General features: G+C 31.5%; 18 protein-coding genes. 5 read left to right on the top strand and 13 right to left on the bottom strand.

The features are described 5' to 3' along the window. Nucleotides 1-268: 268 nt before the first annotated feature. From Q0739_RS10845 to Q0739_RS10835, 3 genes are all read right to left on the bottom strand, one after another. Nucleotides 269-1435 (bottom strand): hypothetical protein, encoded by a 1167-nt coding sequence (locus Q0739_RS10845; protein ID WP_298238751.1) that lies wholly within the window; start codon nucleotides 1433-1435, stop codon nucleotides 269-271. A gap of 213 nt (nucleotides 1436-1648) precedes the next feature. Next, entirely contained in the window at nucleotides 1649-5518 is a 3870-nt protein-coding gene (locus Q0739_RS10840; protein WP_298238750.1) for a T9SS type A sorting domain-containing protein, read from the bottom strand. A gap of 350 nt (nucleotides 5519-5868) precedes the next feature. Next, nucleotides 5869-6216, bottom strand: a complete 348-nt coding sequence (locus Q0739_RS10835; protein WP_298238749.1) for an ArsC/Spx/MgsR family protein — start codon at nucleotides 6214-6216, stop codon at nucleotides 5869-5871. 109 nt (nucleotides 6217-6325) lie between these two features. Here Q0739_RS10835 and Q0739_RS10830 point away from each other — a divergent pair, with 109 nt between their 5' ends. Next, complete coding sequence (locus Q0739_RS10830; protein WP_298238748.1) at nucleotides 6326-6790, top strand: DinB family protein; 465 nt, start codon at nucleotides 6326-6328, stop codon at nucleotides 6788-6790. On the opposite strand, the gene Q0739_RS10825 is transcribed toward Q0739_RS10830, so the two are convergent. After that, complete coding sequence (locus Q0739_RS10825) at nucleotides 6770-7489, bottom strand: DUF3298 and DUF4163 domain-containing protein (protein WP_298238747.1); 720 nt, start codon at nucleotides 7487-7489, stop codon at nucleotides 6770-6772. The genes Q0739_RS10830 and Q0739_RS10825 overlap by 21 nt on opposite strands. A 125-nt stretch (nucleotides 7490-7614) precedes the next feature. On the opposite strand from Q0739_RS10825, the gene Q0739_RS10820 reads away from it, so the two are divergent. Then, complete coding sequence (locus tag Q0739_RS10820; protein ID WP_298238746.1) at nucleotides 7615-8754, top strand: cystathionine gamma-synthase; 1140 nt, start codon at nucleotides 7615-7617, stop codon at nucleotides 8752-8754. Here Q0739_RS10820 and Q0739_RS10815 read toward each other — a convergent pair. Further along, nucleotides 8751-9608 (bottom strand): glutamate dehydrogenase, encoded by an 858-nt coding sequence (locus tag Q0739_RS10815; RefSeq protein WP_298238745.1) that lies wholly within the window; start codon nucleotides 9606-9608, stop codon nucleotides 8751-8753. The two genes, Q0739_RS10820 and Q0739_RS10815, sit on opposite strands and share 4 nt — an antisense overlap. Before the next feature lie 201 nt (nucleotides 9609-9809). Between Q0739_RS10815 and gdhA the strand changes: the two genes are divergently transcribed. Next, nucleotides 9810-11153 carry an NADP-specific glutamate dehydrogenase gene (gene gdhA / locus Q0739_RS10810; RefSeq protein ID WP_298238744.1) on the top strand — a complete coding sequence of 448 codons (1344 nt, stop codon included), beginning with the start codon at nucleotides 9810-9812 and terminating at the stop codon, nucleotides 11151-11153. A gap of 75 nt (nucleotides 11154-11228) precedes the next feature. Here the strand turns inward: gdhA and Q0739_RS10805 are convergent, their stop codons facing one another. Then, nucleotides 11229-11771, bottom strand: coding sequence for a GNAT family N-acetyltransferase (locus Q0739_RS10805; protein ID WP_298238743.1), 543 nt, complete (start codon nucleotides 11769-11771; stop codon nucleotides 11229-11231). Between the two features lie 10 nt (nucleotides 11772-11781). Continuing rightward, a complete protein-coding gene (gene umuD / locus Q0739_RS10800) occupies nucleotides 11782-12222 on the bottom strand; it encodes a translesion error-prone DNA polymerase V autoproteolytic subunit (RefSeq protein WP_298238742.1) in 441 nt (146 codons plus the stop codon). 216 nt (nucleotides 12223-12438) lie between these two features. Between umuD and Q0739_RS10795 the strand changes: the two genes are divergently transcribed. Further along, on the top strand, nucleotides 12439-13308 hold the full coding sequence (locus Q0739_RS10795) for a cupin-like domain-containing protein (RefSeq protein WP_298238741.1): 870 nt from the start codon (nucleotides 12439-12441) through the stop codon (nucleotides 13306-13308). Here the strand turns inward: Q0739_RS10795 and Q0739_RS10790 are convergent. Beyond that, nucleotides 13298-13771, bottom strand: a complete 474-nt coding sequence (locus Q0739_RS10790; protein ID WP_298238740.1) for a regulatory protein RecX — start codon at nucleotides 13769-13771, stop codon at nucleotides 13298-13300. The two genes, Q0739_RS10795 and Q0739_RS10790, sit on opposite strands and share 11 nt — an antisense overlap. An 80-nt stretch (nucleotides 13772-13851) precedes the next feature. On the opposite strand from Q0739_RS10790, the gene Q0739_RS10785 reads away from it, so the two are divergent. Continuing rightward, a complete protein-coding gene (locus Q0739_RS10785; protein ID WP_298238739.1) occupies nucleotides 13852-16206 on the top strand; it encodes a T9SS type A sorting domain-containing protein in 2355 nt (784 codons plus the stop codon). 3 nt (nucleotides 16207-16209) lie between these two features. Here Q0739_RS10785 and Q0739_RS10780 read toward each other — a convergent pair whose 3' ends face one another. The 5 genes from Q0739_RS10780 to atpD form a co-directional block, all read right to left on the bottom strand. Then, nucleotides 16210-18615 (bottom strand): TonB-dependent receptor, encoded by a 2406-nt coding sequence (locus Q0739_RS10780; protein WP_298238738.1) that lies wholly within the window; start codon nucleotides 18613-18615, stop codon nucleotides 16210-16212. Further along, the gene (recO, locus tag Q0739_RS10775; RefSeq protein ID WP_298238737.1) at nucleotides 18615-19334 is read right to left on the bottom strand and encodes a DNA repair protein RecO; all 720 of its coding nucleotides are present in this window, start codon (nucleotides 19332-19334) and stop codon (nucleotides 18615-18617) included. The genes Q0739_RS10780 and recO overlap by 1 nt, the downstream gene beginning before the upstream one ends. After that, complete coding sequence (locus Q0739_RS10770) at nucleotides 19334-21670, bottom strand: two-component regulator propeller domain-containing protein (RefSeq protein ID WP_298238736.1); 2337 nt, start codon at nucleotides 21668-21670, stop codon at nucleotides 19334-19336. The genes recO and Q0739_RS10770 overlap by 1 nt, the downstream gene beginning before the upstream one ends. Before the next feature lie 332 nt (nucleotides 21671-22002). After that, nucleotides 22003-22281, bottom strand: a complete 279-nt coding sequence (locus Q0739_RS10765; RefSeq protein WP_298238735.1) for a F0F1 ATP synthase subunit epsilon — start codon at nucleotides 22279-22281, stop codon at nucleotides 22003-22005. Between the two features lie 105 nt (nucleotides 22282-22386). After that, nucleotides 22387-23895 (bottom strand): F0F1 ATP synthase subunit beta, encoded by a 1509-nt coding sequence (gene atpD / locus Q0739_RS10760; RefSeq protein WP_298238734.1) that lies wholly within the window; start codon nucleotides 23893-23895, stop codon nucleotides 22387-22389. Nucleotides 23896-23947: the final 52 nt, after the last annotated feature.

Raw genomic sequence — 23947 nt, 5'->3', positions numbered from 1 at the left:
ATCTTTAGAAATCATAAGCAGAATGTTTTTTAAAATATTGAATTTCAACACTTTAATATACTAAATATTCTGCTTTTCTATGCTGAAAATTTGACTTTCTTACGTCGAACTCAGGTTATTAGGTCATTCTAGTATGAAGATTACTCAAGATAGTTATGGGAAGGTGGTACAGAAGAAAATTAGTATTGAGATGGAGAGATTGAAGGGAAGTTGTTAGCTTCCCTTTTTTACTTGATCCATTGAATTTATTTGCCTTACTTAGATTAATTTAAGGCTTACAAATTCCATTTGTTATATCTTCAATTGTTGGGTTGTATGAACAATTCCCAAACAAGTGACCACCAGTTAAACCGTTATTTAGAAACAAGTTTCTAATTGGACACCAATCATAAAGGAATGAATTGTTATATATATTTAAATTACCTCCTACTGTAACCAAATTATTTAACCCTCCCAAACTATTGATTTTATTTTCTGCAAGTTTTAAAGTACCTGCGATGCTAGTAATATTATCTAATCCAGCTAAACTAACAAGTTCAAAATTCCCAGAAATTTCTAATCCTGCATTCACCTTTGATAGATTAATTAATGCTTCTATACTAGTTAGCTTATAGTTACCGCTTATATAAATATAATCTTCTATAAATTCAATGTTATTCAATCCATTTAAACTGGTAAGGTTTTCATTATTCAATATTTCTAAATATGAAGGTAGCGAAGTTAGTCCTTCTAAACCTTCTATACTGGATAGATTAATATTGTCCTGAATCCATAAGTATCCCCCAATATTAGATAAACTATTTAAATGTTCAATGCTTGATAGCATGGGGTTATTATAAATGCTCAAATCTGCTCCAATACATTTCAGATTATCTAATCCTTTTAAACTATTAAGCTTGTCTACTGTTACAATTCTTAAACCTCCTCCAATAGATGTCAAATTCGATAAGTTTTCTATACTAGTAAAATTGTCGATATTACTAATATTAAGATTGCCACTTACTCTGCTGTATTCTTCAGAAACAAAATCATCAAATTTTTCTTGGGTGTCTATGGTAATTGTTCCATCAAATATTTTTGCATCTAATTCGACCTCCATTGAGGTATTTTTTAACATCTTAATTTCCTCACTAGAAAAAATATTAGAATATGGTTGAGTTCCTACTTTGGAGATAGTCACTATGTATTCATTATAATCTGAAGCTAATAAAATAGAGTTTGTACTAGTAGTTAGTTTTTGGTTTACTAATTCTATTCCGTCACCTGAAATAATAATATCCGCATCTGCATTCTCCCAAACATTGTTGCAGTAGTCAAAAATCTTGGCTGATACATTAATATTTAAATCACCGCTTAAATGGTTGTCACCTGAAGAATTATCACATGACGAATTAATAAAACACAAAACAATTAATAAGAATATTATATTTTTCATAACAGTTTATTCTTTTACAAATTTTTCAATTTCTTATGTCCCATTTTTACCTTCTATTTTAATAAAATATAGACCTGTATTTAGTGTGGACTTATTATATTATACTTGATACAAAGTTGAGAGAATTATTCCGCTTACTTTTCTCTAGGGTTTTGTATGTTTTACTACGATAGCTTTAAAAATTAGAAAATTCCACTTCTTTATAAAATAAAATTACTTCACAATAATTTTTTTAACACTTGTATTGTTGTTTTCTGTTTTTATGTTTACAAAATAGGTTCCAGAAGGTAAGTTGAAATATAGTTTCTGATTCAAATTGGTATTGAAATATTTTTTTACACTTCTACCTGTAATATCATTGATGCTAATTTCTTTAATTTTCAAATCTAAATTACTTTTTAAAAAGAAATAATCCTTAGAAGGGTTAGGGTATAACTTAATATTTTTAATGTCATCTATATCTTTTACACTTAAGCCGTTTTTTGGTTCTGAAGTAATTTCAACAATCCAGCCTACAGGTCTAGTGTAGGAATCCCATTCTTCTATGGTTTCTGGTATGTAACCGAAAGAGTAACTGTCTCTATGTGAGAAGTTAAAAGTTAAACAGCCATTATCATTGTTGGCTTTTACAATAATATCATCATCATAGCGGTCTATTTCATAAAAAGAGGAGAAAAGTATTTTGCTTTCATCTTTAGTATTATTGTTGTTAAAAATAGTAAAGGGGTCTCCATCGTAATAGTATTCAGGGATTTTCAACCGTTTTATTGTCGCAACAATTCTTTCATTTTTTTTGTTTGGATAAATCGTTGTGTTTTCAAGTTGCCCCAATATAGTCCAAACTTGTCTCTGTTTCATTTGCCCTGAGGAATTCCCATGATATATGCCTTCATTAAGTAAATTTAGGGTTGTTTTAATTAGTTTTGGTACTGAGAAGGTATTGGTAAACCCATCTGGACATATAGTTGTAATATAGAATTCGTATTCCGTGTTTTCTTCTAAATTATCAATAATACTAGAATAGTAAATCGTATTTTTATCAAAACGGTCGTTTTCTGTATTATAAGTATGATAAGGTCTGCGAAGGTCTTCCTCTAAAAATTGCTTGGTACTATCAAATTCTTTTATAGTACCTGTTCCTAAAGAAAAACCAACAGGTCCATATTCAACTTTATAAGTTGTGTTATCGTCACTTTTTTTCCAAATAAGCTCCACTTCACTATTACTTACTCGTTGAAATAAAAAATCTTTCTCATTAGTTGTCTCACAAGTAGGTTTAGGCTCGCTATATACTTTTGCTTCCCAATATGAAGAACCATCTATATTTTGATAATAGTATAAAGACCCATTTTCTTTTTGGGAAACTACAGGATATAATTTAGAGTCGAATTTAAAAGCATATGCGCTATAATAATTATATGTTTTTAGGTCGTTTAAGAAATTAACTACTACTTCACTTCTTGAATTGGACTCATAAAATTGTTCAAGATTGAAATAGGTAAATTCAATTCTAATTCTTTCACCACTGTTGTTGGGATATAATATCCTTACTTCATCATTAGAAGTTAATAAGGAACCACTTGAGTAGTCTGGCCTTGTATTTTCTTTATATACACGAGCATAATCATTAAAGTTGCCGTTATCACATTTTGAAGATATATAGAAATCATATTCTGTATCAGGGGATAAGTCTGTGATAGCGATATTCTTATTCAAGGTTTCTCTTACAATACCAGTACCTCTTTCAAAGCCTGTAATCCCATATTCAATTTTCCATTCAGACACATCAGTTTCAGACTCCCAGCTTAAGTCTATTTCTTGATGGGTAAATCTGGTTGTTGAAATATTGAAAGGTTCACTACAATCAGGGATTAATTCACTGATTATATCGGCTACCCAGCCTCTTGAATAATAATTAGAATATGATGCATTACTAACGAATTCAATTGTGATAGCTCCATTTGGATCTTCAGAATAGAATGAAGAGCCCTTGTCTGCAAAATCACTTGTGTTTCTTAGTTCTACAATTGCTTCAGAGTCTGTACCTGTTCCACTATATATTTTTAATGAACTGTTATTGTAATTGTTTATCATTAGTTCAATAAAATCAAAAGTGATTCGAATTCTTTCCCCATCAACTTTTGGGTATAGCGTTGTAATTTTGGTTTGATTTTCAGGAATATCATTGTCGATTCCACCGTCATCAGTAAACTTATCTCCTCCAAAATAATTAGGAGTTGTTTTAAAAGTTAGGGGTTCAACATAGATATTATCTTGTCCTCCTTCTGCACATGCAGTAGTAATATAAGCTTGGTATGAAGTTGACTTATTTAGATTAATGAGATTAATAAAATCTTCATTTGTTTGTACGATGGTGCCTGTTCCTTTTTCAAATCCTTCCAATCCGTACTCTATATTGTAACTATCATTTAAATTAGATGTATTAGTCCAATTCAACTCACATTGATTATGGGTCAACTTAGAGTCTACAACTTGAAAATTTGTAACTTCTTCACAATTAGGAGTTGGCTCGCAAGTTATGTCTATATCCCATGTTATATTAGAGTAGTAACTACCATTCTTAATAATATCAAAGAAAAGAACAGTACTGTTGCCTGAAGAAACAAATTCAGCAGGGGGAGAATCATGGCGAAAATGTTTAAGAAGAGGACTATTTGAATCAGGACCATCATATATGTTAACTTCCTCATAATCTGGAAGCCACAGTGAGTTTACATTTATTCGAGCCCTTGTATTCTCTCTAATAAATATATGAAAATCCTTTGTTTGTTGGTAGCTTGTATAAATCCCATCTCTTCCTCCTCTGTCATATATTTTGCCTTCGCTACAATAATCAATATTTGTTTTTTCTGAGAATGCCCCTATTGGAGTGCTAAAACGTTCACCGCACTTATTCCTTAAATAAAAATCATATTCAGTATCGCTTTCCAAGTTTCCAACTATAACATCTTTAGAAGAATAATTAGCAGTCAAACCTTCACCAAGTGTAAAGCCTTTTAATCCATATTCAAGCTGCCACTCTTCATTAAGATCAGGATTAATATTTACTCCTGTTAATTCTATTTGATTTAATTGATAAGGTTTAAGCCCACTAAAAGAAATAGTTGATTCGCAAAATGGTTTTGTAGAAATAGAAGTAATTTTATTTGTATCACTTAAACTTAAGTCGTCACATTCTTCAGTTAAGTGAAAATCATATTCTGTCAACTCCTCTAAAGATGATATTATTATTGTATTTGAATAAGTGTCAACTTTTACACCTGTGCCAATTATAAAATCTTTAGGTCCATATTCTATATATGTACGGTTAGCTGTGCTTTTTGTCCAACTTAGAGTGATTGAATTATAGGTAATATTTGTAGGATTAATATTTATGGGCATACTGCATTGTGGTTTGTCAACACAGGTAACGTTTCCTACCCAACCAGCAGCATTATTTTCTGAATTACTTGAATCAAATACAATATAGAGTTCACCATTTGTTGCTCTTGAAAAGATTGGTTCTGTGGGGGAGGAGGTGTTGCTGTAAACTGCAATAGGGTCTCCAATAGCGTAATCACCTTCCCATATTTTTAACGTAGCATCAGGTGATAATTCAAATAATTCAAAATCTAAACTTATTCTTTGGTCTGGAGAGTTTGGTCTTAAATTGTATATCTCATAGTACGTTCCTACGTAATTTTCTTCAAAGCCAGGGTCTAAAAAGGGGTCTCCATTACAGTAATCTGCGATTGTAAAATCTTGATAAACGTCAGATGTCGTCGGAGTAGACCCACATTTATTTGTCACATAGAAATCATACTGTGTATTAGAGTTTAAGTTATTGATTTGTACAGCTACATTTGAGCTTGAAATTTTAGTTCCAGTTCCAAGGCTGAAGTTTTTAAGGCCATATTCTATTTCAAAATTACCTGTCAATGAATTGTTTCCTGAATTCCAAGTTAATAATATAGAATTGGTTGTTTTATTATTTGTATCTATTTGGTATGGCTTAGGGCATTGAGTACTTCCTGTAAAACCTACAAAGCTTATAATAATAAATATTAATAGTTTTTTTTTCATGATTTGCTACTATTATTAAAAATAGTATTATAAAAGTAGTAATAAAATGATTACAAAATGTTTTGTAAAGGTGGAATGTATTTTTTATCGATATAATGCAGGGTTTACTTTTTAACAATGTGTTTTTAAGATAATTAACCCGTCAAAGTCAACTTGTCAACTTTTTTTATCAAAATTGAAGAAGGAGCAACAAAAACCTGATATGAAAGTATCGGGTTTTTTTGTGAATTAAACTGGGTGAGAAGTTTATACTGAGCCTTTCGACTTTGCTCAAGAGAAGCTTCGTCGAAGTAAGCCCAAGAGAAGGAACGAAAAATCCATCTTTATGTTGGACTTTTTATATTCTAACTCTAAATAAAATTTTTAGCCGTTTCAACAACTTTTTTAGAGTTACCAACAAAAATTTGCTTGTCTATAATTATTACTGGACGACTTAAAAACGTGTAATGCTCTAAAATATATTGCTTATAATCTTTTTCGGTTAAATTTTGGTTTTTCAAATCCATTTCCTTGTAAAGCTTAGCCCGTTTACTAAATAGGGCTTCATAACTGCCCGCAAGATCTTTCATTTGCTCTAGCTGCTTAACCGTTATTTCTTCTGTTTTTATGTCTTGTAATATAAATTCGGCAGATAAATTCAATTCTTTTAAAATTCGAATACAGGTACTGCAGGTTTTTAAATAGTATACTTTTTTCATAATTAATTATGTTTTTCATTTCCTAGAAGTAAGGAAATCAAAATAATCTTTGCAACAAAATAAAAGTAATTATACCATAAAAACTATATTTAGCAAAAAATTAAATAATATGGATTTTACATTTCAAGTTTTAAATAATATAAGAGCAATTTTCAAAAAAATAATAGAAAGCAACACATTAGAAGATTTGAATAAAATACCAAAAGGGTTCAATAATAATATTATTTGGAACATTGGTCACATATTAGTTTCTGAACAGCTATTGGTTTATAAACTGTCTGGATTGCCTTCTACACTTTCGGATGCGATGATAAATAAATATAGAAAAGATTCTAAACCAGATTATCCTTTAAATCAAAGTGAAGTTGATGATATAAAGGGTTTGTTATTTTCTACGATAGAAAAAACCAAAACAGATTATAATAATAGTATTTTTAAAACTTACAATACTTACACAGTTTCTACAACTGGAAACACTTTGACTAATGTAGAGGAGGCATTACAATTTGTTGCTATACATGAAGGGTTGCATTATGGCTATGTTTTAGCGCTTTTAAAGGCTATTAAAAACTAGATAAGAGGCAACCTCTTCAAAGGGAATTGTAAATTCAATTATTTCTGTTGCGTAAGGTTCGGTTTGAAATAGATTGTAAAGTAAAATAACCCCTTCTTCACTATAAGCAATATTTTTCGGCAGGTCGAAAGCTTCAGCATTAGTGACTATGTCTTTTTCTTCTAAAGCTTTTTCATAATGTGCTTGAGCAATAGTTTTAAAGGCTCCTATGTTTGAAATAAGCTTATCATTTTGAATGAGTTTTCCGGTTTCGGTTTCAAAATTCAAAAAAGAAATATTTAAAAGGCCATGAGCTGCACCAGTATCTTTATAAGAAGTGATAACAATACTTATTATTTCTGAAGATTGAAACATAATGTCGCCATCAACTTGTGCTTCCCAAGGCTGTTCTGCTTCAGGAAAATCGTTTTTAAATGTATTATATTCTTTATTAAAAAGAGAGATACTTTCTTCAATAGATTTTGACTGTAGATCATCCATATTTCCAATATGCAATGATGCGATTACTGTCTTTTGAATTGCTTCATTTATTGGGGTTGTGACTACCTCGATTCCTATGGCTTCAGGAATGTTTATTTCTACTAAAGAATTGTTTTTAGTGGTTGGACTAACTTCTGAAAATGATATTTTTAATTCTTCTTTGCAGCTTAAGAAGATTAAAAAAGAACAAATAATTATTAAGTGTTTTTTGTAAAGCATACGTATTATGTTAACCATATACTAAAGGTAATTATTGCATTTGAATAGAACGAATTAAAACTTACATTTGTGCAAAGATTCTAATATTGTTTTATTAATAGTGGAATCCTTAAAAATCAAAAAACATGAAATTCAATACAAAGGCTATACACGGAGGGCAAGAGCATGACCCAGCTTATGGAGCTGTTATGCCACCTATTTATCAAACATCTACTTATGCTCAAACAACTCCAGGAGGACATAAAGGGTTTGAATATTCTAGAACCCATAACCCAACAAGAAGAGCTTTAGAAAATGCTTTGGCTAGTATTGAAAACGGTAATTATGGACTCGCATTTGGATCTGGTTTAGCAGCTATTGATGCTATTATAAAACTTTTAAAACCTGGAGATGAAGTTGTTTCTACAAACGATTTGTACGGAGGTTCTTTTAGGTTATTCACCAAGATTTTTCAAGATTTTGGTATTAAGTTTCATTTTATAGGGATGCATAATGCTTCAAGTATTGAGGCGTATATTAATAAGAATACAAAACTTATATGGGTTGAAACACCAACAAACCCAATGATGAACATTATAGATATTAAAGCTATTAGCGATATATCTAAAAAACACAATACGCTATTAGCAGTCGATAATACGTTTGCAACACCATATTTACAACAACCAATAGATCTTGGAGCAGATATTGTGATGCATTCCGCTACTAAATACCTTGGAGGACATAGTGATGTGGTTATGGGAGCATTAATTGTTAAAGACAAAGATTTGGCAGATAAATTATACTTTATACAAAATGCTAGTGGTGCCATTTGTGGACCACAAGATAGTTTTTTAGTGCTTCGCGGAATAAAAACGTTGCATGTAAGAATGCAACGGCACTGCGAGAACGGAAAAGCTGTTGCCAAATATTTAGCAAGCCATCCTAAAATTGAAAAAGTTTATTGGCCAGGGTTTGAAGGTCATCCAAATCATGATATTGCAAAAGCGCAAATGAAAGGTTTTGGAGGAATGTTGTCTTTTACCACAAAAGAGAATAATTATGAAGAAGCTATTAGAACAGTAGAAAACTTAAAAGTTTTTACATTGGCAGAATCTTTAGGTGGTGTAGAATCTTTATCGGGTCATCCTGCAAGTATGACGCATGCGAGCATACCAAAAGAAGAAAGAGAAAAGACAGGGGTTGTAGATTCTTTAATACGATTAAGCGTAGGGATTGAGGATATTGATGATTTAATTGCAGACTTAAAGCAAGCTTTAGGTTAATCTAAATAATAAATATAGCCTACATTTAGCCATATTAACCAATCATTAAATTTATTATAACTTAATTTATGGTTAAACCCATCTACCCAGTCATTAAAGTAGAGTTGCCATCTTAAGTCTAGTAATAAATCTGAAAGTACACCAATTTTATAACGAACACCAACACTAGTTACCATAGACCAATCAGATCTTGGACTTGTGTCAATTGGATATTGTCGTGTTTCTCCTGCAGGTATTGGTGGAAGACGACTATCATTTTGATACCACCATGAATATATATTTCTAGGATCAAAAACATTACCAACTGTTTGGTTGGGTCCAGGATTAGGTGATACATAAGTAGAACTTGCCTGTGGAGATGATGAAGTATAGTGGATGCCTAAACTTACATAAGGTGCCAATAAATAACTAAATGCTTGGAATGAGCGAATACTTCTAGGGAACCATTCAAGTTGTGTACCAATATCAAAATTTTCAGCAACACCATGATGTCCTCTTAGTCTAAATGAATTGTCACCCGTTCTATTTGCTGCAACATGTTCCCCATGGTGATCAAGCTTGGTATAATTCCAAGAAATCTCATTTCTTAACTTAAAATGGTCATTAAAATAGGTGTCTGTGGAATAACAATTACAATCTGCACGATAAGCAAAATTTATATAGTGTATAATACCAATACCAATACCAGAATTACCTAAGTTAGTAGCTTCGTCAAAACGACTTCCAAAATCCGATCTAAATTCTACAGGACCAGCAATAACACCTATCTCATGAGAAAAACCTAATTGAGAATAGGCTGTTTCACATATAGCAAACAAGCAAGAGACTAAAGCTAAATGTTTTAAGTTAAGCATAATAAGGTGCAATATTTTTGGGGCGTTATATAAACAAATATATAAAAACTCAATCAACAATCAAATATTGTCTTTAGCTCATATCTATATTGACGAATATAAGTTACGAAATTCAAAAAAAAATGATGTAATTTTTATAGATAATGTATCTTTGTGCTCTAAAATTATTAATTCATTAAATATTAATTATAAAACCATCGCATGGAAAAAATAATTGAAGAGTTTTTAGATTTGGTGAAACAGCGAAATTCTGGAGAGCCTGAATTCCTACAAGCCGTTGAGGAAGTTGCAGAAACTGTAATACCTTACATCGTTCAGCACGATATTTATTATGGCAAAAACGTATTACTAAGAATGGTTGAGCCTGAAAGGGCTATTTCTTTTAGAGTATGTTGGGTTGACGATTCTGGAGAAATTCAGGTAAATCGTGGTTATAGAATTCAAATGAATTCTGCTATTGGCCCTTATAAAGGAGGTCTTCGTTTTCATCCTACGGTAAATATGAGTATTCTTAAATTCTTAGCTTTCGAGCAAGTTTTTAAAAATAGCCTTACAACCTTACCAATGGGTGGAGGAAAAGGAGGAAGTGATTTTGATCCAAAAGGAAAAAGCGACAACGAAATTATGCGATTCTGTCATGCTTTTATGGGTGAATTATTTAGGCACATTGGAGCAAATACAGATGTTCCAGCGGGAGATATAGGCGTAGGAGCTAGAGAGATTGGGTTTCTATTTGGAATGTATAAAAAATTACGAAACGAATTTACTGGCGTTTTAACTGGTAAAGGAATGTCTTGGGGCGGATCATTAATTCGACCTGAAGCAACGGGCTATGGAAATGTGTATTTTGCTCAAAATATGCTAAAAACTAAAGGAGATAGTTTTAGCGGGAAAAATGTGGTGATTTCTGGTTCTGGAAATGTTGCACAGTATGCCGCAGAAAAAGTAAACCAGTTAGGAGGAAAAGTATTGACACTTTCAGATTCTTCAGGTTATATTTATGATGAAGAAGGTATAGATGCTGAAAAATTAGCATTTATAATGCAACTAAAGAATGTAAAAAGAGGAAGAATTAGTCAATATGTAAAAGCTTATCCAAATGCGACTTATATAGAAGGGAAAACACCTTGGGGAGTTAAGTGCGATATTGCTTTACCTTGTGCTACCCAAAATGAGTTGCATGAAAAAGACGCAAAAACACTTATAAATAATGGATGTATCTGTGTTAGCGAAGGTGCTAATATGCCATCTACTAAAGAAGCAATAACTGTTTTTCATGAGGCTAAAATATTGTTTGCTCCAGGAAAAGCTTCGAATGCTGGTGGTGTGGCGACTTCTGGATTAGAAATGACCCAAAATTCATTAAGATTCAAATGGTCAAGAGAAGAGGTAGACAATAAATTAAACGAAATAATGTCTAATATTCACGATTCTTGTATTGAATATGGTAAGGATGACGATGGATATATTGATTATGTAAAAGGTGCAAATATTGCTGGGTTTGTAAAAGTTGCAGATGCAATGCTTGCTCAAGGAATTGTGTAATTAGCTAAGTTTTTTAATATATTAATTAAAAGCCATTGCGAGTTTTTCTCTCATTGGCTTTTCTTTTTTAAAATCCTATTTCCAATTCCAAATAAGAAGCTCCCAATCGTGATTGTTTGATTTATAGCTTTTTAAAACTTGAAAACCAACAGCTTTATGGGCATTTAAAGACCTAATGTTTTTTGTGTCAACCTCTGTTATCAAAACATCATAGTTTGAATTAAGTTCTTGTCTCATATAATTATATAAGCCTCTAAAAAGACCTTGTTTTCTAAAGATTTTGTCTACGCAAATTTGACCCATTACTAGGTAACTATATTCATTATTTAGGTATTTGTCTATTTCTTTAAACATAGGCACCAAAACTTCAATAGTGTCCTTAAATTTGGATACCATAGATAAAACATACCCAACGACTTCGCTATTTTGTTTTGCAATAATATGGGAACAAGCATTATTCATAGCATTTAGAGTTTCGAAACTATGATTTACAGTTACGAATCCTTCGCTTAATTTTTCTTTTTCAGAAATTGAATTTATAATGTTTGCTTGTTGAAGTTCTAAGATTTGATGCAATTCATTATGAGTAGTAGCTCTTTTGTAAATGATACCATGCATATAAAATGTGCTATACTTTTTTAATCACATTAGTAACAATACCCCAAATAATAAAATCATTATCATCTGTTATTCTTATTATTGGATAATTAGGGTTTTCAGGTTGTAACCAAACTTCATTTTTGTCTACTTTTAATCTTTTAACCGTAAATTCCCCATCTAGAAAGCATACAGCAATTTTATTGTTAACAGGTTCAAGACTTCTATCAATTACTAATAAGTCGTTATCATCTAGCCCAGCTCCAATCATTGATTGTCCATTAACACGGGCAAAAAATGTAGCTTCTTTGTTTTTTATAAGCTCTTTGTCTAAAGACAATCGCTGTTCTTTAAAATCTTCTGCTGGTGAAGGAAACCCTGCCGAAATTCCTGTGTCGAAATAAATAGCTCCTAAGTTATTTGAATTTTTTGGAGTAAAAAAAGTAAGAGAGTTTGTATCGTTTAGTATCATTTTTCGATTGGTTTAACAACTTTACTAAATTACTTAATATTTATTTTGCACATGCGGAAAATCTAAAATTTATAAAAATATTGATATTCATAATGTTTGAAAGAATACAACGAAATTAAAGTACTTATTTCAAGAAGAATCTTAGGCGTTCTAATTAAAATACTATTTTGGTTTTAATATCGTTTTCTTAACTTTGAAGACCAAACTAGATAAGCTTTGCCACTAAACTTACAAGATATTCCGCGTGTAAAGACTATTACTAAAGCGGATTTTTTAAAACACTACTTTAAACCACAGAAACCTGTAGTTATCGAGCGTTTTATTGAAAATTGGCCAGCATATAGTAAATGGAATTTAGACTATATGAAAGCGATTGGAGGACAAATTACTGTGCCACTTTACGATGATAGACCTGTAGATTATAAAGATGGGTTTAACGAGCCACATGCTAAAATGAAGTTGTGTGATTATGTAGATTTATTGAAACAAGAACCCACAAAGTATCGAATTTTTTTATGGAATGCTTTAAAGGAAATTCCAGCTTTGCAAAAAGATTTTACGTTTCCTGATTTTGGTTTACGCCTAATGAAAGGAATCCCAATGCTGTTTTTTGGAGGTCGTGATTCGTATACATTCATGCATTATGATATTGATTTGGCTAATATTTTTCATTTTCATTTTGAAGGTAAAAAACAATGTATTCTTTTTGATCAAAATCAAAATGAATTTTTATATAAAATACCACATTCATTAATTACAAGAGAAGATATAGATTTTAATAATCCAGATTTCGAAAAATGGCCAATGTTAAAAAAGGCTAAAGGTTATAAAACAGAGCTTAAACATGGAGAGGTTTTGTACATGCCAGAAGGTTATTGGCATTATATGCGTTATATAACGCCTGGTTTTTCAATGAGTCTTCGTGCAATAGCAAGAAACCCAATCAATTTTTCGAAAGCAGTCTATAATGTTTTTATTATGAGGAATTATGATAATTTAATGCGCAGAATTAAAGGGCAGAAATGGATTGATTGGAAGAACGAACAAGCAATAATAAGAACACATAAAAAAAACGCTACTTTATAAGTTCATTTACTTTCTCATAGACTAGATGTGATTCCCACCCACGATACAAAAGATAATCTATTAATTTCTTCTTTTTTTTGAACTTGTTCTTCTCATTTAGGGCTAAAAATCGTTTTTCAGCTAACTCATCTAACGTTTTATAGTAATTTTCTTCATTTATTTCTTTTATTGCAGCATTTATATTAGTTTTGGTAATCCCCTTTCTCTTTAATTCTAAAGTTAAACGGTGTCTACCCCATTTTTTAATATTAAACTTACCCCTTACAAATGCTTTGGCAAAACGTTCTTCATTTAGAAAGTTGTGTTCAATTAAATGCACTATTATTAAGTCTATAGCATCAGGAATCATATGCATTTCTTGAAGCTTTTGCTTAATTTCTTTATGACAGCGTTCTTGATATACACAATAGTTTTCAAGCTTTTTTTTAGCTACATCTAGTGTGTATGTTTGTTTTTTAAACATAATGATTAAGGTAATAAGAATTAATTAATAGCAATGTTCAATTTTTATTTTACCAAATCTAAAAATTAAACTTAACTTAAATGAAATTCTTTTTTTCAATTGTCATAGTATTGGTACACCCCTTTATTATTTGCGGGCAAAGTATATTCTCCAATGATATTGCTACAAATGGACCTAACAATGACAACCCTTATGTAATTGGGCAAGTAGTCGATCCTAATTTAACTGTATCTGGTATTGGAAGAGGACCTGCAATAAACGGTAATAACGCCAATAATAGATATAATGCAAGAGATTGGAATTTAACAGCATTTGACTCTGGTGACTATTTCTATTTTACGCTCACACCTAACTTAGGTTATGAGATTGATTTCGCAAGCTTAGTTTTTAATGTAGAGCGTTCAAATACGGGACCAGTACAAATTGCTGTTAGGAGTAGTATAGATGGATATGCGTCTAATATTGGTGTTCCTACTATTGGTGGATCAGGTGTTGTAACACAATCAACTATTGATTTATCTAATATTAATTATCAAAATATCTCTAGTGCGGTCACTTTTAGGGTATATGCTTGGGGAGGATCGAATACAAATGGGACATTAAGTATTAATGATTTCATTTTTAATGGAGTTGTAAATATAATTCAATGCGCTTCAACTACTACTTGGGATGGAACAAGCTGGTCAACTATTCCTGATAGCTCAAGTGCAGCGATAATTAATGGAAATTATAATACTTCAATAAATGGAAGTTTTAGTGCTTGCTCCTTAACAATAAATTCAGGAACACTTTCAATTGATAATGGAGATTATGTTGAGGTTCAAAATGATTTAGTTTGTAGTAGTGCTATAATAGTTAGACCACAGGGAGCCTTCGTGCAAGTAAATGATTTAGCAACTGTAACTGCTACAGGACGCATTACGGTTGAAAAAGAAACAGCACCAGCTAATAACTGGTATGAGTACACCTACTGGAGTTCTCCTGTAAATGGAGTAACTATTTCCAATGGGTTATCTGATGGTCAATCTGATAGGGTTTTTGATTTTAATGCCCAAAATTATTTAGATGCTACTATGGAAACAAATAATGATAATACCGCTATGCCTGGACAAGATGGTATTGACGATAACGGCGACGATTGGAGATTGGTTAATGGAACAACTGTTATGATTCCAGGAGTTGGGTATGCATCTACACATAATCGAGTTATTTTTGAAAGTAGCCCAGGGTCGCCTAAACAATTTGTTTATACATTTAATGGAATATTTAATAATGGTGTTATTAATACTCCATTGTATAGAAACGATTCTGAAACTAATGATAATAATTGGAATTTTATAGGGAATCCATATCCGTCTGCAATAGATGCAGATAGCTTTTTTTTACTAAATAGTGATGTAGATGGGGTAATATATTTTTGGTCACAAAACACAGCTCCAAGTACTTCGGCAAATGGAAATGAAGTGTTAAATTTTTCAGATTCGGACTATGCTATGATAAATGCCACGGGAGAATCTGCAGGTGGTGATGGAGTAACCCCAAATAGATTTATTCCTTCTGGCCAAGGTTTTTTTGTTATTTATGATGATGCTGCGACACCAATTTCAACATCTGGAAACATTAGCGAAGGTTCGGTTACTTTTAATAATAGTATGCGTGTACTTGGAACAACAAATAATAATCAATTTTTTAAAAGCTCAAAACCTAAGAGACCAATTACTGCTGGCGATTTGGATAATAAATTATGGATAAATCTTACTTCAAACAATGGTGTTTTTAATCAAGCATTAATAGGATACGTTAATGGAGCTACCAGTTTGGATGATGGGGCTAAGTATGATGCTCAAAAGGTTATATCTGCCAATAAATCGGCAATTTTGTATTCTACAATTAAAAAATCTGATAAAAAGTATGCTATTCAAGGTAAGAGTGTAAAAGACTTAACTCGTAATGAAAGAATTAATCTTGGATTTCAAAGCGCTATTAATGTGCCAACTATTTATAAATTATCAATTTATAAATTGCAAGGAGACTTTTTAGAAAATAACACCATTTATCTAAAGGATAATCTCGTAAATAAAACGCATAATTTATCTGAATCGGATTATACTTTTACTTCTGAAGTAGGCGAATTTAATAATCGTTTTAAAATAGTATTCAAAAAGACGGGGTCTACTAATAGTTTAGTTGCTTCAGAAAAAAATGCATTAAACATTGTTGAACTTAATAACAATAAGTTTTTATTTTCGGCAACTAACAGTTTGTTACTTAATGAAATTTCGATATTTGATTTTTCTGGAAACCTTATTTATAGATTAAAAGGTAATTCTTCAACAGAAACAATCGAACTATCTAAGTTGAATAGATTGTTTTACATAGCTAAGATTAAACTTTCTAACGGAGTTATAGTCACTAAAAAGTTTATAAAAAATTAATTTTTAAAGACTGTATTTTAGAGATAAAACAAAGTTTCTACCTGCAGCAGTAATACCAGAAGAGTAAGTTCTATACCTTTGATTGGTTATATTTTCTAAACTTGCCGATAATGTAGTTTTTCCAATTTGGTATTGCGTCCTTAAATTTAAAGTATACCAAGAGGGAGAGTAAGGGTTGCCATTAGAATCTGAGGCGTACAAAAAGTCTTTTTCTACCTCTGAAGGGGCTAATTGATTGAAAGAAAGCTCGCCATTGTAATTCGCAAAAAAATCAATTTTTAAGTGCTTATTATTCCATGTTAAATGTGTGTTTCCAAAACTAGGTGAAACATGGCGTACAGGAACTTCGATGCCATCATTCTCCTCGGTTCCGCCAATAATACTATATTGAGATAGCAAATTTAATTGTCGTGTTATCTTTGCTTTTACACCTATTTCAAAACCATAAATCCAAGCTTTTGATGCGTTTTGAATAGCTTGAATATTACTTAATGTGCCATCATATAGAATTTGAGTTTCGCCATTTAGATTATAATCTCTTCGCACAAGCGCATTATCTAAATAAGTGTAATACGAACTCATATCAAGTATAACATTTTTCAATTTCAATTTTAACCCTAATTCACCACCATAAGCATATTCTGGTTTTAAATTTTCATTGGGTACAACAACAGACCCTGGCTCAGAATCAAAGACTTTTCCTATGTCGTCAATGTTTGGAGCTCTAAAAGCTGAAGACGCATTTAATTTCCACTCTAAAATTGAGTTTGGTAACCAGCTTATTCCTGCTGTCCCCGTAAAAGCTCCAGATTTATTTAATGAAGACTCGAAAGGTAAATTTAGATAGGCATTATTTTCTTTAAAATTAGCTTTAGAGACGATATGATTAAATCGTAAACCCGATTGAAATACAAACTTTACATTGGGCTTATATTTTATACTGGTGTAAACTGCTGCAGATTTCCAAGTAGCACCATTGGGGTATCTAGAAACAGTTGGGGAAGTAAAATTTGTGTTGATGTTTTCTTCGAGACCATCAGACTTTACCTTATTGTATATGAATTCTGTACCATAGAAGAAATCTGTTTTTGCATTTAATCTTTTTTCAAAATCTAAATTTAGGGAGTAGGCATCAACTGCTTCTTCTCTAACATTTCTTATATCAGATTGAAAATCTCTATCAATTCTACTTTCTTGAAAATTTTGATAAGCAATAGTGACTTTAATTTTATCATAAAGAACAGATCGGCTACTTAGCTTAGTGGCTTGAAAGTTTGACATAAACCACTTTTGTGGTCCATAATACCATTCGGCTGAACGTAAAGTATCATTTCTATATCTAATTAATCGATCATATCGAGGAATGTTTGAAGTGGTAGAGAAGTATAAACCTAAGTCGAAACTTAGATTTTCTGAAGCTTCATAACGCGCCTTTTGCATTAGGTTTATTTGGTTGTAGCCAGAATACTTTTGAACTAAAGGGTTATTATTTGAAACAATAATATCTTCATTATTTAATCTGCTAACAAATTCTGGTCTTAAATAATCGTTAGGACCATGCTGCCCCATTTTTAAATCTCCAAAACTACTATAACTTAAATTGGTGTAACCCCCCCATTTTTTATAGCCTAAATTAAAATCTAAATGACCTGTTTTTTCATCACTTGCAGACGCATAGCGTAGCATGATATTCGATTTAAATAAAAGCGAATCAGTATAAGAAAGTTTTGGTTTTTGGGTATAAAAACTCATCACACCTCCAATAGCATCGCTACCGTAGATAACAGATCCTGAGCCTAATATTACTTCGGTGTTTTGTATAGAAAGCGGGTCGATAGCAATAACATTTTGTAAATTACCTCCTCTAAAAATGGCATTATTCATTCTAACACCATCAACTGTTATAAGTAATCTATTGGTAGAATAACCTCTTATCATGGGGCTACCGCCTCCTAATTGACTTTTTTGTACAAATACTTGCCCAGTATTTTCTAATATATCTGCACTAGTTTGTGGGTTGGTAAATTGAATGTCTTTAGCTTTAATGCTTATAATTTTTTGAGGAATATCTTTGCTATTTTGTTCAAATTTTGAAGCAGAAATTATAATTTCTTCAAGACCTTGCGTGTTAGAATTTAGGTAGACAATATTATCTTTATTTATACTACCTTTTACTATGGTTTTTGTGATATGGGTTAAATGCTGAAAATAAAGAATTTCGGATGTAGTAAATTTATCTAAAGATGCCTCGCCTTCAAAATTAGTAATAACACTTTTAGTTTTATCTGCATTGTAGATTGCAACTCCAAAAACAGGTTCTGCGGTTAGTTTATTTAGAACTTTTATTTGTTGAGCCTGTAAGCAAATTGAAGCGAATAAAAAGAAAAATATCGTTTGAATAAATTTCATTAATTGAAAACTTGGTTAAAAATCTGTAGTGATTTAGGTGTTTTAAAACTGCCCAAATGTAATTCAAAATAGCGCAAAATCATATTCAAAAACGATTGCCTTTGCTTTGCATTAATTTTTACTGTATTTAATGCATCAAATGTTGTGCCTAATAGTTGTTTTAAAAGTGTTAAATTTTCTCCTGAAATGCTATGCTTACTTTTAGCCTCTATTTCAAACTTACCATGCTCTAAATTAAAAAAATTAAATTCTGAATTAATAGTTTCTGGGTAAAATCCTAAATACTTAGTAAGGTTAAGTAAAAAAAGCAAATGAAAATTAGCGTAATCAGTATGTGTGTCTAGCCATTGTAAGGTGGTTTCAATGTAGCTAAAAAGGAGTTCGTTTTCTTCTTCTTCTTTTAAGGAATTAGATAGCACTTCTGCTAAAAACATTACAATAGCACTTTTTACCACATTAGAATGTAGGCTGGAATATAATTGATTTATCCTAACCTCTTTAATAGATTGTAACGATCTATTATTTTTATAAATAATTTCAAGCTGAATTTGGGATAATAATTGAAAGTATGCGACTTTCGTATTCCCTTTTTTATTTTTTAAAACACCCCGAAGTAAAAAACTTATTGTTCCATATTTTTTGGTATAGCATTTAACGATTAAGTCATTATCTCGATATTTAATTTTAGATAAGACAATGGCATTAGTGTTAACTAGCATTATCGAACAACCATTAATTTTAAAACTTTTGTTTCGAAAGTATCTAAATCTGATAGCATGATGAGGTATACGCCAGAGGCTACAATATTATTAGCTAGGTTTTTACCATTCCAATAGGCGGTACCACCATCAATTTCTAAATTAAAACCATTATAGCGCTGGTTGGTTCTTGATTGAGCTTCGGCAACAAGATTACCTTCAATATCAGTTATTTTAATATTGACGTTTTCAGAAATATCTTTAATTTTTACTTTTTTGTCTACTATATTAAATCTAGGCCTTACAGGATTGGGATAAACAAAAGCTTTTTCTAAATCCTGAAATGGATTAGATCCTCCAGCACGAAATGAGACAAGACCCTTTCCGGTAGCTATGTAGACTGTTCCACTAGAACTGTCAATAGAAATGTCATTAATTCTATTAGAAGGTAAAGGCGAGTTATCTTTAGTAAAATGAAAAATGGTTTCTTGACCATCTGATGAGAAATAAAACAACCCTGAATCGTTTGTACCAATCCACTTATTATTAGAGCCATCTACTTTGATGTCTGTTATAAATTGTTCAAAAAGAAGTTCCTTAGCAATGCCGTCTTCAAGTATGATAACTTCATCTACTTTTGTAAATTCTTCATCAAAAAAGTTAGTTGTATTATAAAGTACACGTAATCCCTTAAATGTGCCTATCCATAATTGGTTTCTATTATCCATAGCCAAAGCGGTAACATATTCTGTTGGAAGGTTGCTCTCTTCCCCTAATATTCTCTTAAGGGAATTGTTGTTTTCATTAAAGCCAATAAGCCCATATTCATAAGTGGCAATCCATTTAGTCTCATCATTCCCAATAACAATATCATTATAACCATTATTCTCTTTTGGAACAACTTCTTCTATACTATAGGGTGTCCATTGATTGTTAGAGGGGTTGTATGTTTTTAAAGCGGGATCTACAAAATTTGTAAGCGTCCATAATAATCCATTGTTATCAAAAACAGAAGTAGAAACTCGAATGTCTCCTATGTAATTTGGGTTATTAGGGCTAATCAAATATTCTAAGCCACTATTATTTTGATTATATAAAACCGTGGGAATTTCGTCATTTACTTCTAATAAACCATCAATATATGAACCAATAAGTACTTGACTAGTCATAAATGGATTTATTGATATAGGTTTTAAACTCCTTGCTCCAAGGACATTATTAAAAGGTGTGTTTACCCATTCTTCATCTTTTAAATGGCTAATACCTCTACTGTTTAGTGGGTAAGGATTTAGAAATAAATCATGTTCTCCAAAAGTTACCCATAAATTGTTAGGACCTGCTTGTAAAGCAAAAGGTATATTTAGCAAAGGACCATCTGGTCTAATTTCTTCATAGATAGTTGGATTGTCTAAGGAAGCCTTTAGTACACCAAAATTTGTTGTACCAACATATATATATTCCAAGTCTAAAGTAGCCGATGTAAATTTGGTATTAAATTCACTATTTGTTGATGCTTGAATGATAGGGTTAAAATTTTCGTCGTATATATAAACAGTATTATTTAAAACTACAATTAAGTTTTGTTCAACAGCTTTTAAAGATTCTGGGATGATTGGATAAGTAAATAATTCTACTAAAGTATCACTAACTATTCTATATATTTTTCTATTCGCTCGAATAGTATAAAGCTGATTGGATATTGATTCTATTGCCCTAAAATTACCTGCCGAGATAGTTTGCCAATTACTGAAATCTATAATGTTTGGATTTGAAACTTGCGCTTTTCTTATGCCATTATTTCCTAAACAAGAGGCATAAATAAAATCGTTTAAAACTGTCGTTTGAGTAACTTGAATTTGCTCTCCAGAGTTTCCAATAAAATAGGTGTCTCCAAACTCGAGTCTTTCTAAATCATATACAGAAATTCCATAATCTGTTGCTATATATACTAGATTATCAATAATATTAAAATGATTGATTCCTCTATTAGCTGGAAGTATGGTTGGTTTTTCGATAATATCAACCACAGAAAGCACATCATCATCATTGTCAAAAAGAATTTCAATCAATCCGTTTTCGTAACCTACTATTAATAGTTCGAAGGTCTTACTGTAGTTTATTGTGTTAATATTTTCACCAGATAAACCATTTATGGTGGTTATTTTTTCTAACTCATTTGTTACAGTATCGTAACTGAAAATAGCATTTTCAGCAGAAGCATAGATTTTATTATTTCCATGTACGACTTCTGATATATTATTATATGAAAAATGCCCTTCCCATAATTCAGAAAAGTCCTGAGAAAATTGTAATAACGGGATTAAAAAGAATGTAAGTAAAATTAGTTTTCGAAACATAATACCTTTTTCAACTTCAAATATATTTATATATAACGAATATTAGTTTAAAATAATATAACGCGCTGTGTGTTTTGATTTTTTGTTAAACTAAACTAATTTGTCAGTTCGAATAATTTTCAACAGAAAATCGTATCGAGAACAAGTTTTAAAATAGAAAATAGGCTTCTCGATACTAATTTTACTGTATAAGGTAGACAAAATTCACTCGAATTGACAAATTTCCCTTAAAATGCACAACGGGTTAATATAAATAAAAAAGCTTTCTAGTTTTAGAAAGCTTTTAAATTTTGTAATATAAAGTTCAAAAAAAACTTAATTATTATTCGATTTTAATCTGCTAGAACAATAAGTTTGTTGTCTTTCATCTCTAAAGTTCCTGAATTTATTTTCAATAAAGTTGTGTTTTTATCACCTTTAGTGAATTTGTCTTGAACTTCTTCATCTAATTCAATGCTACCTGAAATTTTAACAAAGCCTTCTTTTAATAAAGATACAATAGGTGCGTGATCTTTTAACATTTCAAATTCACCGTTGACACCTGGTACAGATACCGAATTTACTTCGCCACTAAATAATGTTGCTTCTGGTGACACAATTTCTAAATACATAGTTAAACTTGTTTAACTACCCTAAACTTTGTTTCAGGGTCTTTTAATTTTTGTTCAATTTTTCACAATAAAGAGATACTGAAACAAGTTCAGTATTAGCTCTGGCTATGCTTCAGCTAACATTTTCTCTCCAGCTTCAATAGCTTCTTCAATAGTACCTTTAAGGTTAAACGCGGCTTCTGGTAAGTGATCTAATTCACCATCCATAATCATGTTAAATCCTTTGATAGTTTCTTTAATATCTACTAAAACCCCAGGAATACCTGTAAATTGCTCAGCTACGTGGAATGGTTGAGATAAGAAACGTTGTACACGTCTCGCTCTACCTACAGCCATTTTATCTTCTTCAGATAATTCTTCCATACCAAGTATGGCGATAATATCTTGCAATTCTTTATAACGTTGTAATAACTCTTTCACTCTCTGAGCACAGTCATAGTGGTCTGCACCTAAAATATCAGCAGTTAAAATTCTTGAAGTAGAATCTAATGGATCTACCGCAGGATATATACCTAACTCAGCAATCTTTCTAGAAAGTACTGTTGTTGCATCTAAGTGAGCAAAGGTTGTAGCAGGCGCAGGATCTGTTAAATCATCCGCAGGTACATAAACCGCTTGTACAGATGTAATAGAACCTCTTTTTGTTGAAGTAATACGCTCTTGCATCGCACCCATTTCTGTTGCCAATGTTGGTTGGTAACCTACCGCAGAAGGCATACGACCTAATAGTGCAGATACCTCTGATCCAGCTTGTGTAAAACGGAAGATATTATCTACGAAGAAAAGTACATCTTTCCCTTGTCCTTCTCCAGCACCATCACGGAAATATTCAGCAATTGTTAAACCTGATAATGCAACACGCGCACGTGCTCCAGGAGGCTCATTCATTTGTCCGAATACAAAGGTTGCTTTAGATTCTTTCATTTTAGATTTATCAACTTTAGATAAATCCCATCCACCATCTTCCATAGAATGCATAAAATCATCACCATAGCGAATAATTCCAGATTCTAACATTTCTCTTAAAAGGTCATTTCCTTCACGAGTTCTTTCTCCTACACCAGCAAATACTGATAAACCACCGTGACCTTTTGCAATATTATTAATCAACTCTTGAATTAATACTGTTTTACCTACACCAGCACCACCAAATAAACCAATTTTACCACCTTTTGCATAAGGCTCGATAAGGTCAATTACTTTAATACCGGTAAATAAAACTTCAGTAGAAGTTGATAAATCTTCAAATTTAGGTGCTTGACGGTGAATTGGTAATCCAGCTTTTCCAGCTTTAGGTAAATCTCCAAGTCCATCAATGGCATCTCCAATTACATTAAATAAACGTCCGTAAACATCATCTCCAATTGGCATTTGAATAGGTGCTCCAGTTGCAGTAACTTCAGTACCTCTGCTTAAACCATCAGACGAATCCATTGCTATAGTACGAACAGTATCTTCACCAATATGAGATTGTACTTCTAGTACTAATAAAGAATCATCTGGTCTTTTTATTTCTAATGAATCGTAAATTTTTGGAAGTTCTGAACCAGCAGCGAATTCAACATCTATAACTGGACCTACAATCTGTGCAACTTTACCTGTAACTTTAGCCATTACTTATATCTTTTTGTTATGCTAATTAATTGAGTGAAAACACGTTCTGTTT

The sequence above is a fragment of the uncultured Algibacter sp. genome, from assembly GCF_947487605.1.
Lineage (GTDB): Bacteria > Bacteroidota > Bacteroidia > Flavobacteriales > Flavobacteriaceae > Algibacter_D.
This window is presented reverse-complemented; position numbering and strand designations above follow the sequence as displayed.

Excerpts from the sequence above, each read along its gene's own strand:
- Q0739_RS10765 (WP_298238735.1), bottom strand. The coding sequence starts at position 22,281 with ATGTATTTAGAAATTGTGTCACCAGAAGCAACATTATTTAGTGGCGAA.
- Q0739_RS10830 (WP_298238748.1), top strand. The coding sequence starts at position 6,326 with ATGGATTTTACATTTCAAGTTTTAAATAATATAAGAGCAATTTTCAAA.
- Q0739_RS10770 (WP_298238736.1), bottom strand. The coding sequence starts at position 21,670 with ATGTTTCGAAAACTAATTTTACTTACATTCTTTTTAATCCCGTTATTA.
- Q0739_RS10805 (WP_298238743.1), bottom strand. The coding sequence starts at position 11,771 with ATGCATGGTATCATTTACAAAAGAGCTACTACTCATAATGAATTGCAT.
- Q0739_RS10835 (WP_298238749.1), bottom strand. The coding sequence starts at position 6,216 with ATGAAAAAAGTATACTATTTAAAAACCTGCAGTACCTGTATTCGAATT.
- Q0739_RS10845 (WP_298238751.1), bottom strand. The coding sequence starts at position 1,435 with ATGAAAAATATAATATTCTTATTAATTGTTTTGTGTTTTATTAATTCG.
- umuD (WP_298238742.1), bottom strand. The coding sequence starts at position 12,222 with ATGATACTAAACGATACAAACTCTCTTACTTTTTTTACTCCAAAAAAT.
- Q0739_RS10780 (WP_298238738.1), bottom strand. The coding sequence starts at position 18,615 with ATGAAATTTATTCAAACGATATTTTTCTTTTTATTCGCTTCAATTTGC.
- Q0739_RS10820 (WP_298238746.1), top strand. The coding sequence starts at position 7,615 with ATGAAATTCAATACAAAGGCTATACACGGAGGGCAAGAGCATGACCCA.
- Q0739_RS10785 (WP_298238739.1), top strand. The coding sequence starts at position 13,852 with ATGAAATTCTTTTTTTCAATTGTCATAGTATTGGTACACCCCTTTATT.
- atpD (WP_298238734.1), bottom strand. The coding sequence starts at position 23,895 with ATGGCTAAAGTTACAGGTAAAGTTGCACAGATTGTAGGTCCAGTTATA.
- gdhA (WP_298238744.1), top strand. The coding sequence starts at position 9,810 with ATGGAAAAAATAATTGAAGAGTTTTTAGATTTGGTGAAACAGCGAAAT.
- Q0739_RS10790 (WP_298238740.1), bottom strand. The coding sequence starts at position 13,771 with ATGTTTAAAAAACAAACATACACACTAGATGTAGCTAAAAAAAAGCTT.
- Q0739_RS10815 (WP_298238745.1), bottom strand. The coding sequence starts at position 9,608 with ATGCTTAACTTAAAACATTTAGCTTTAGTCTCTTGCTTGTTTGCTATA.
- recO (WP_298238737.1), bottom strand. The coding sequence starts at position 19,334 with ATGCTAGTTAACACTAATGCCATTGTCTTATCTAAAATTAAATATCGA.
- Q0739_RS10840 (WP_298238750.1), bottom strand. The coding sequence starts at position 5,518 with ATGAAAAAAAAACTATTAATATTTATTATTATAAGCTTTGTAGGTTTT.
- Q0739_RS10825 (WP_298238747.1), bottom strand. The coding sequence starts at position 7,489 with ATGCTTTACAAAAAACACTTAATAATTATTTGTTCTTTTTTAATCTTC.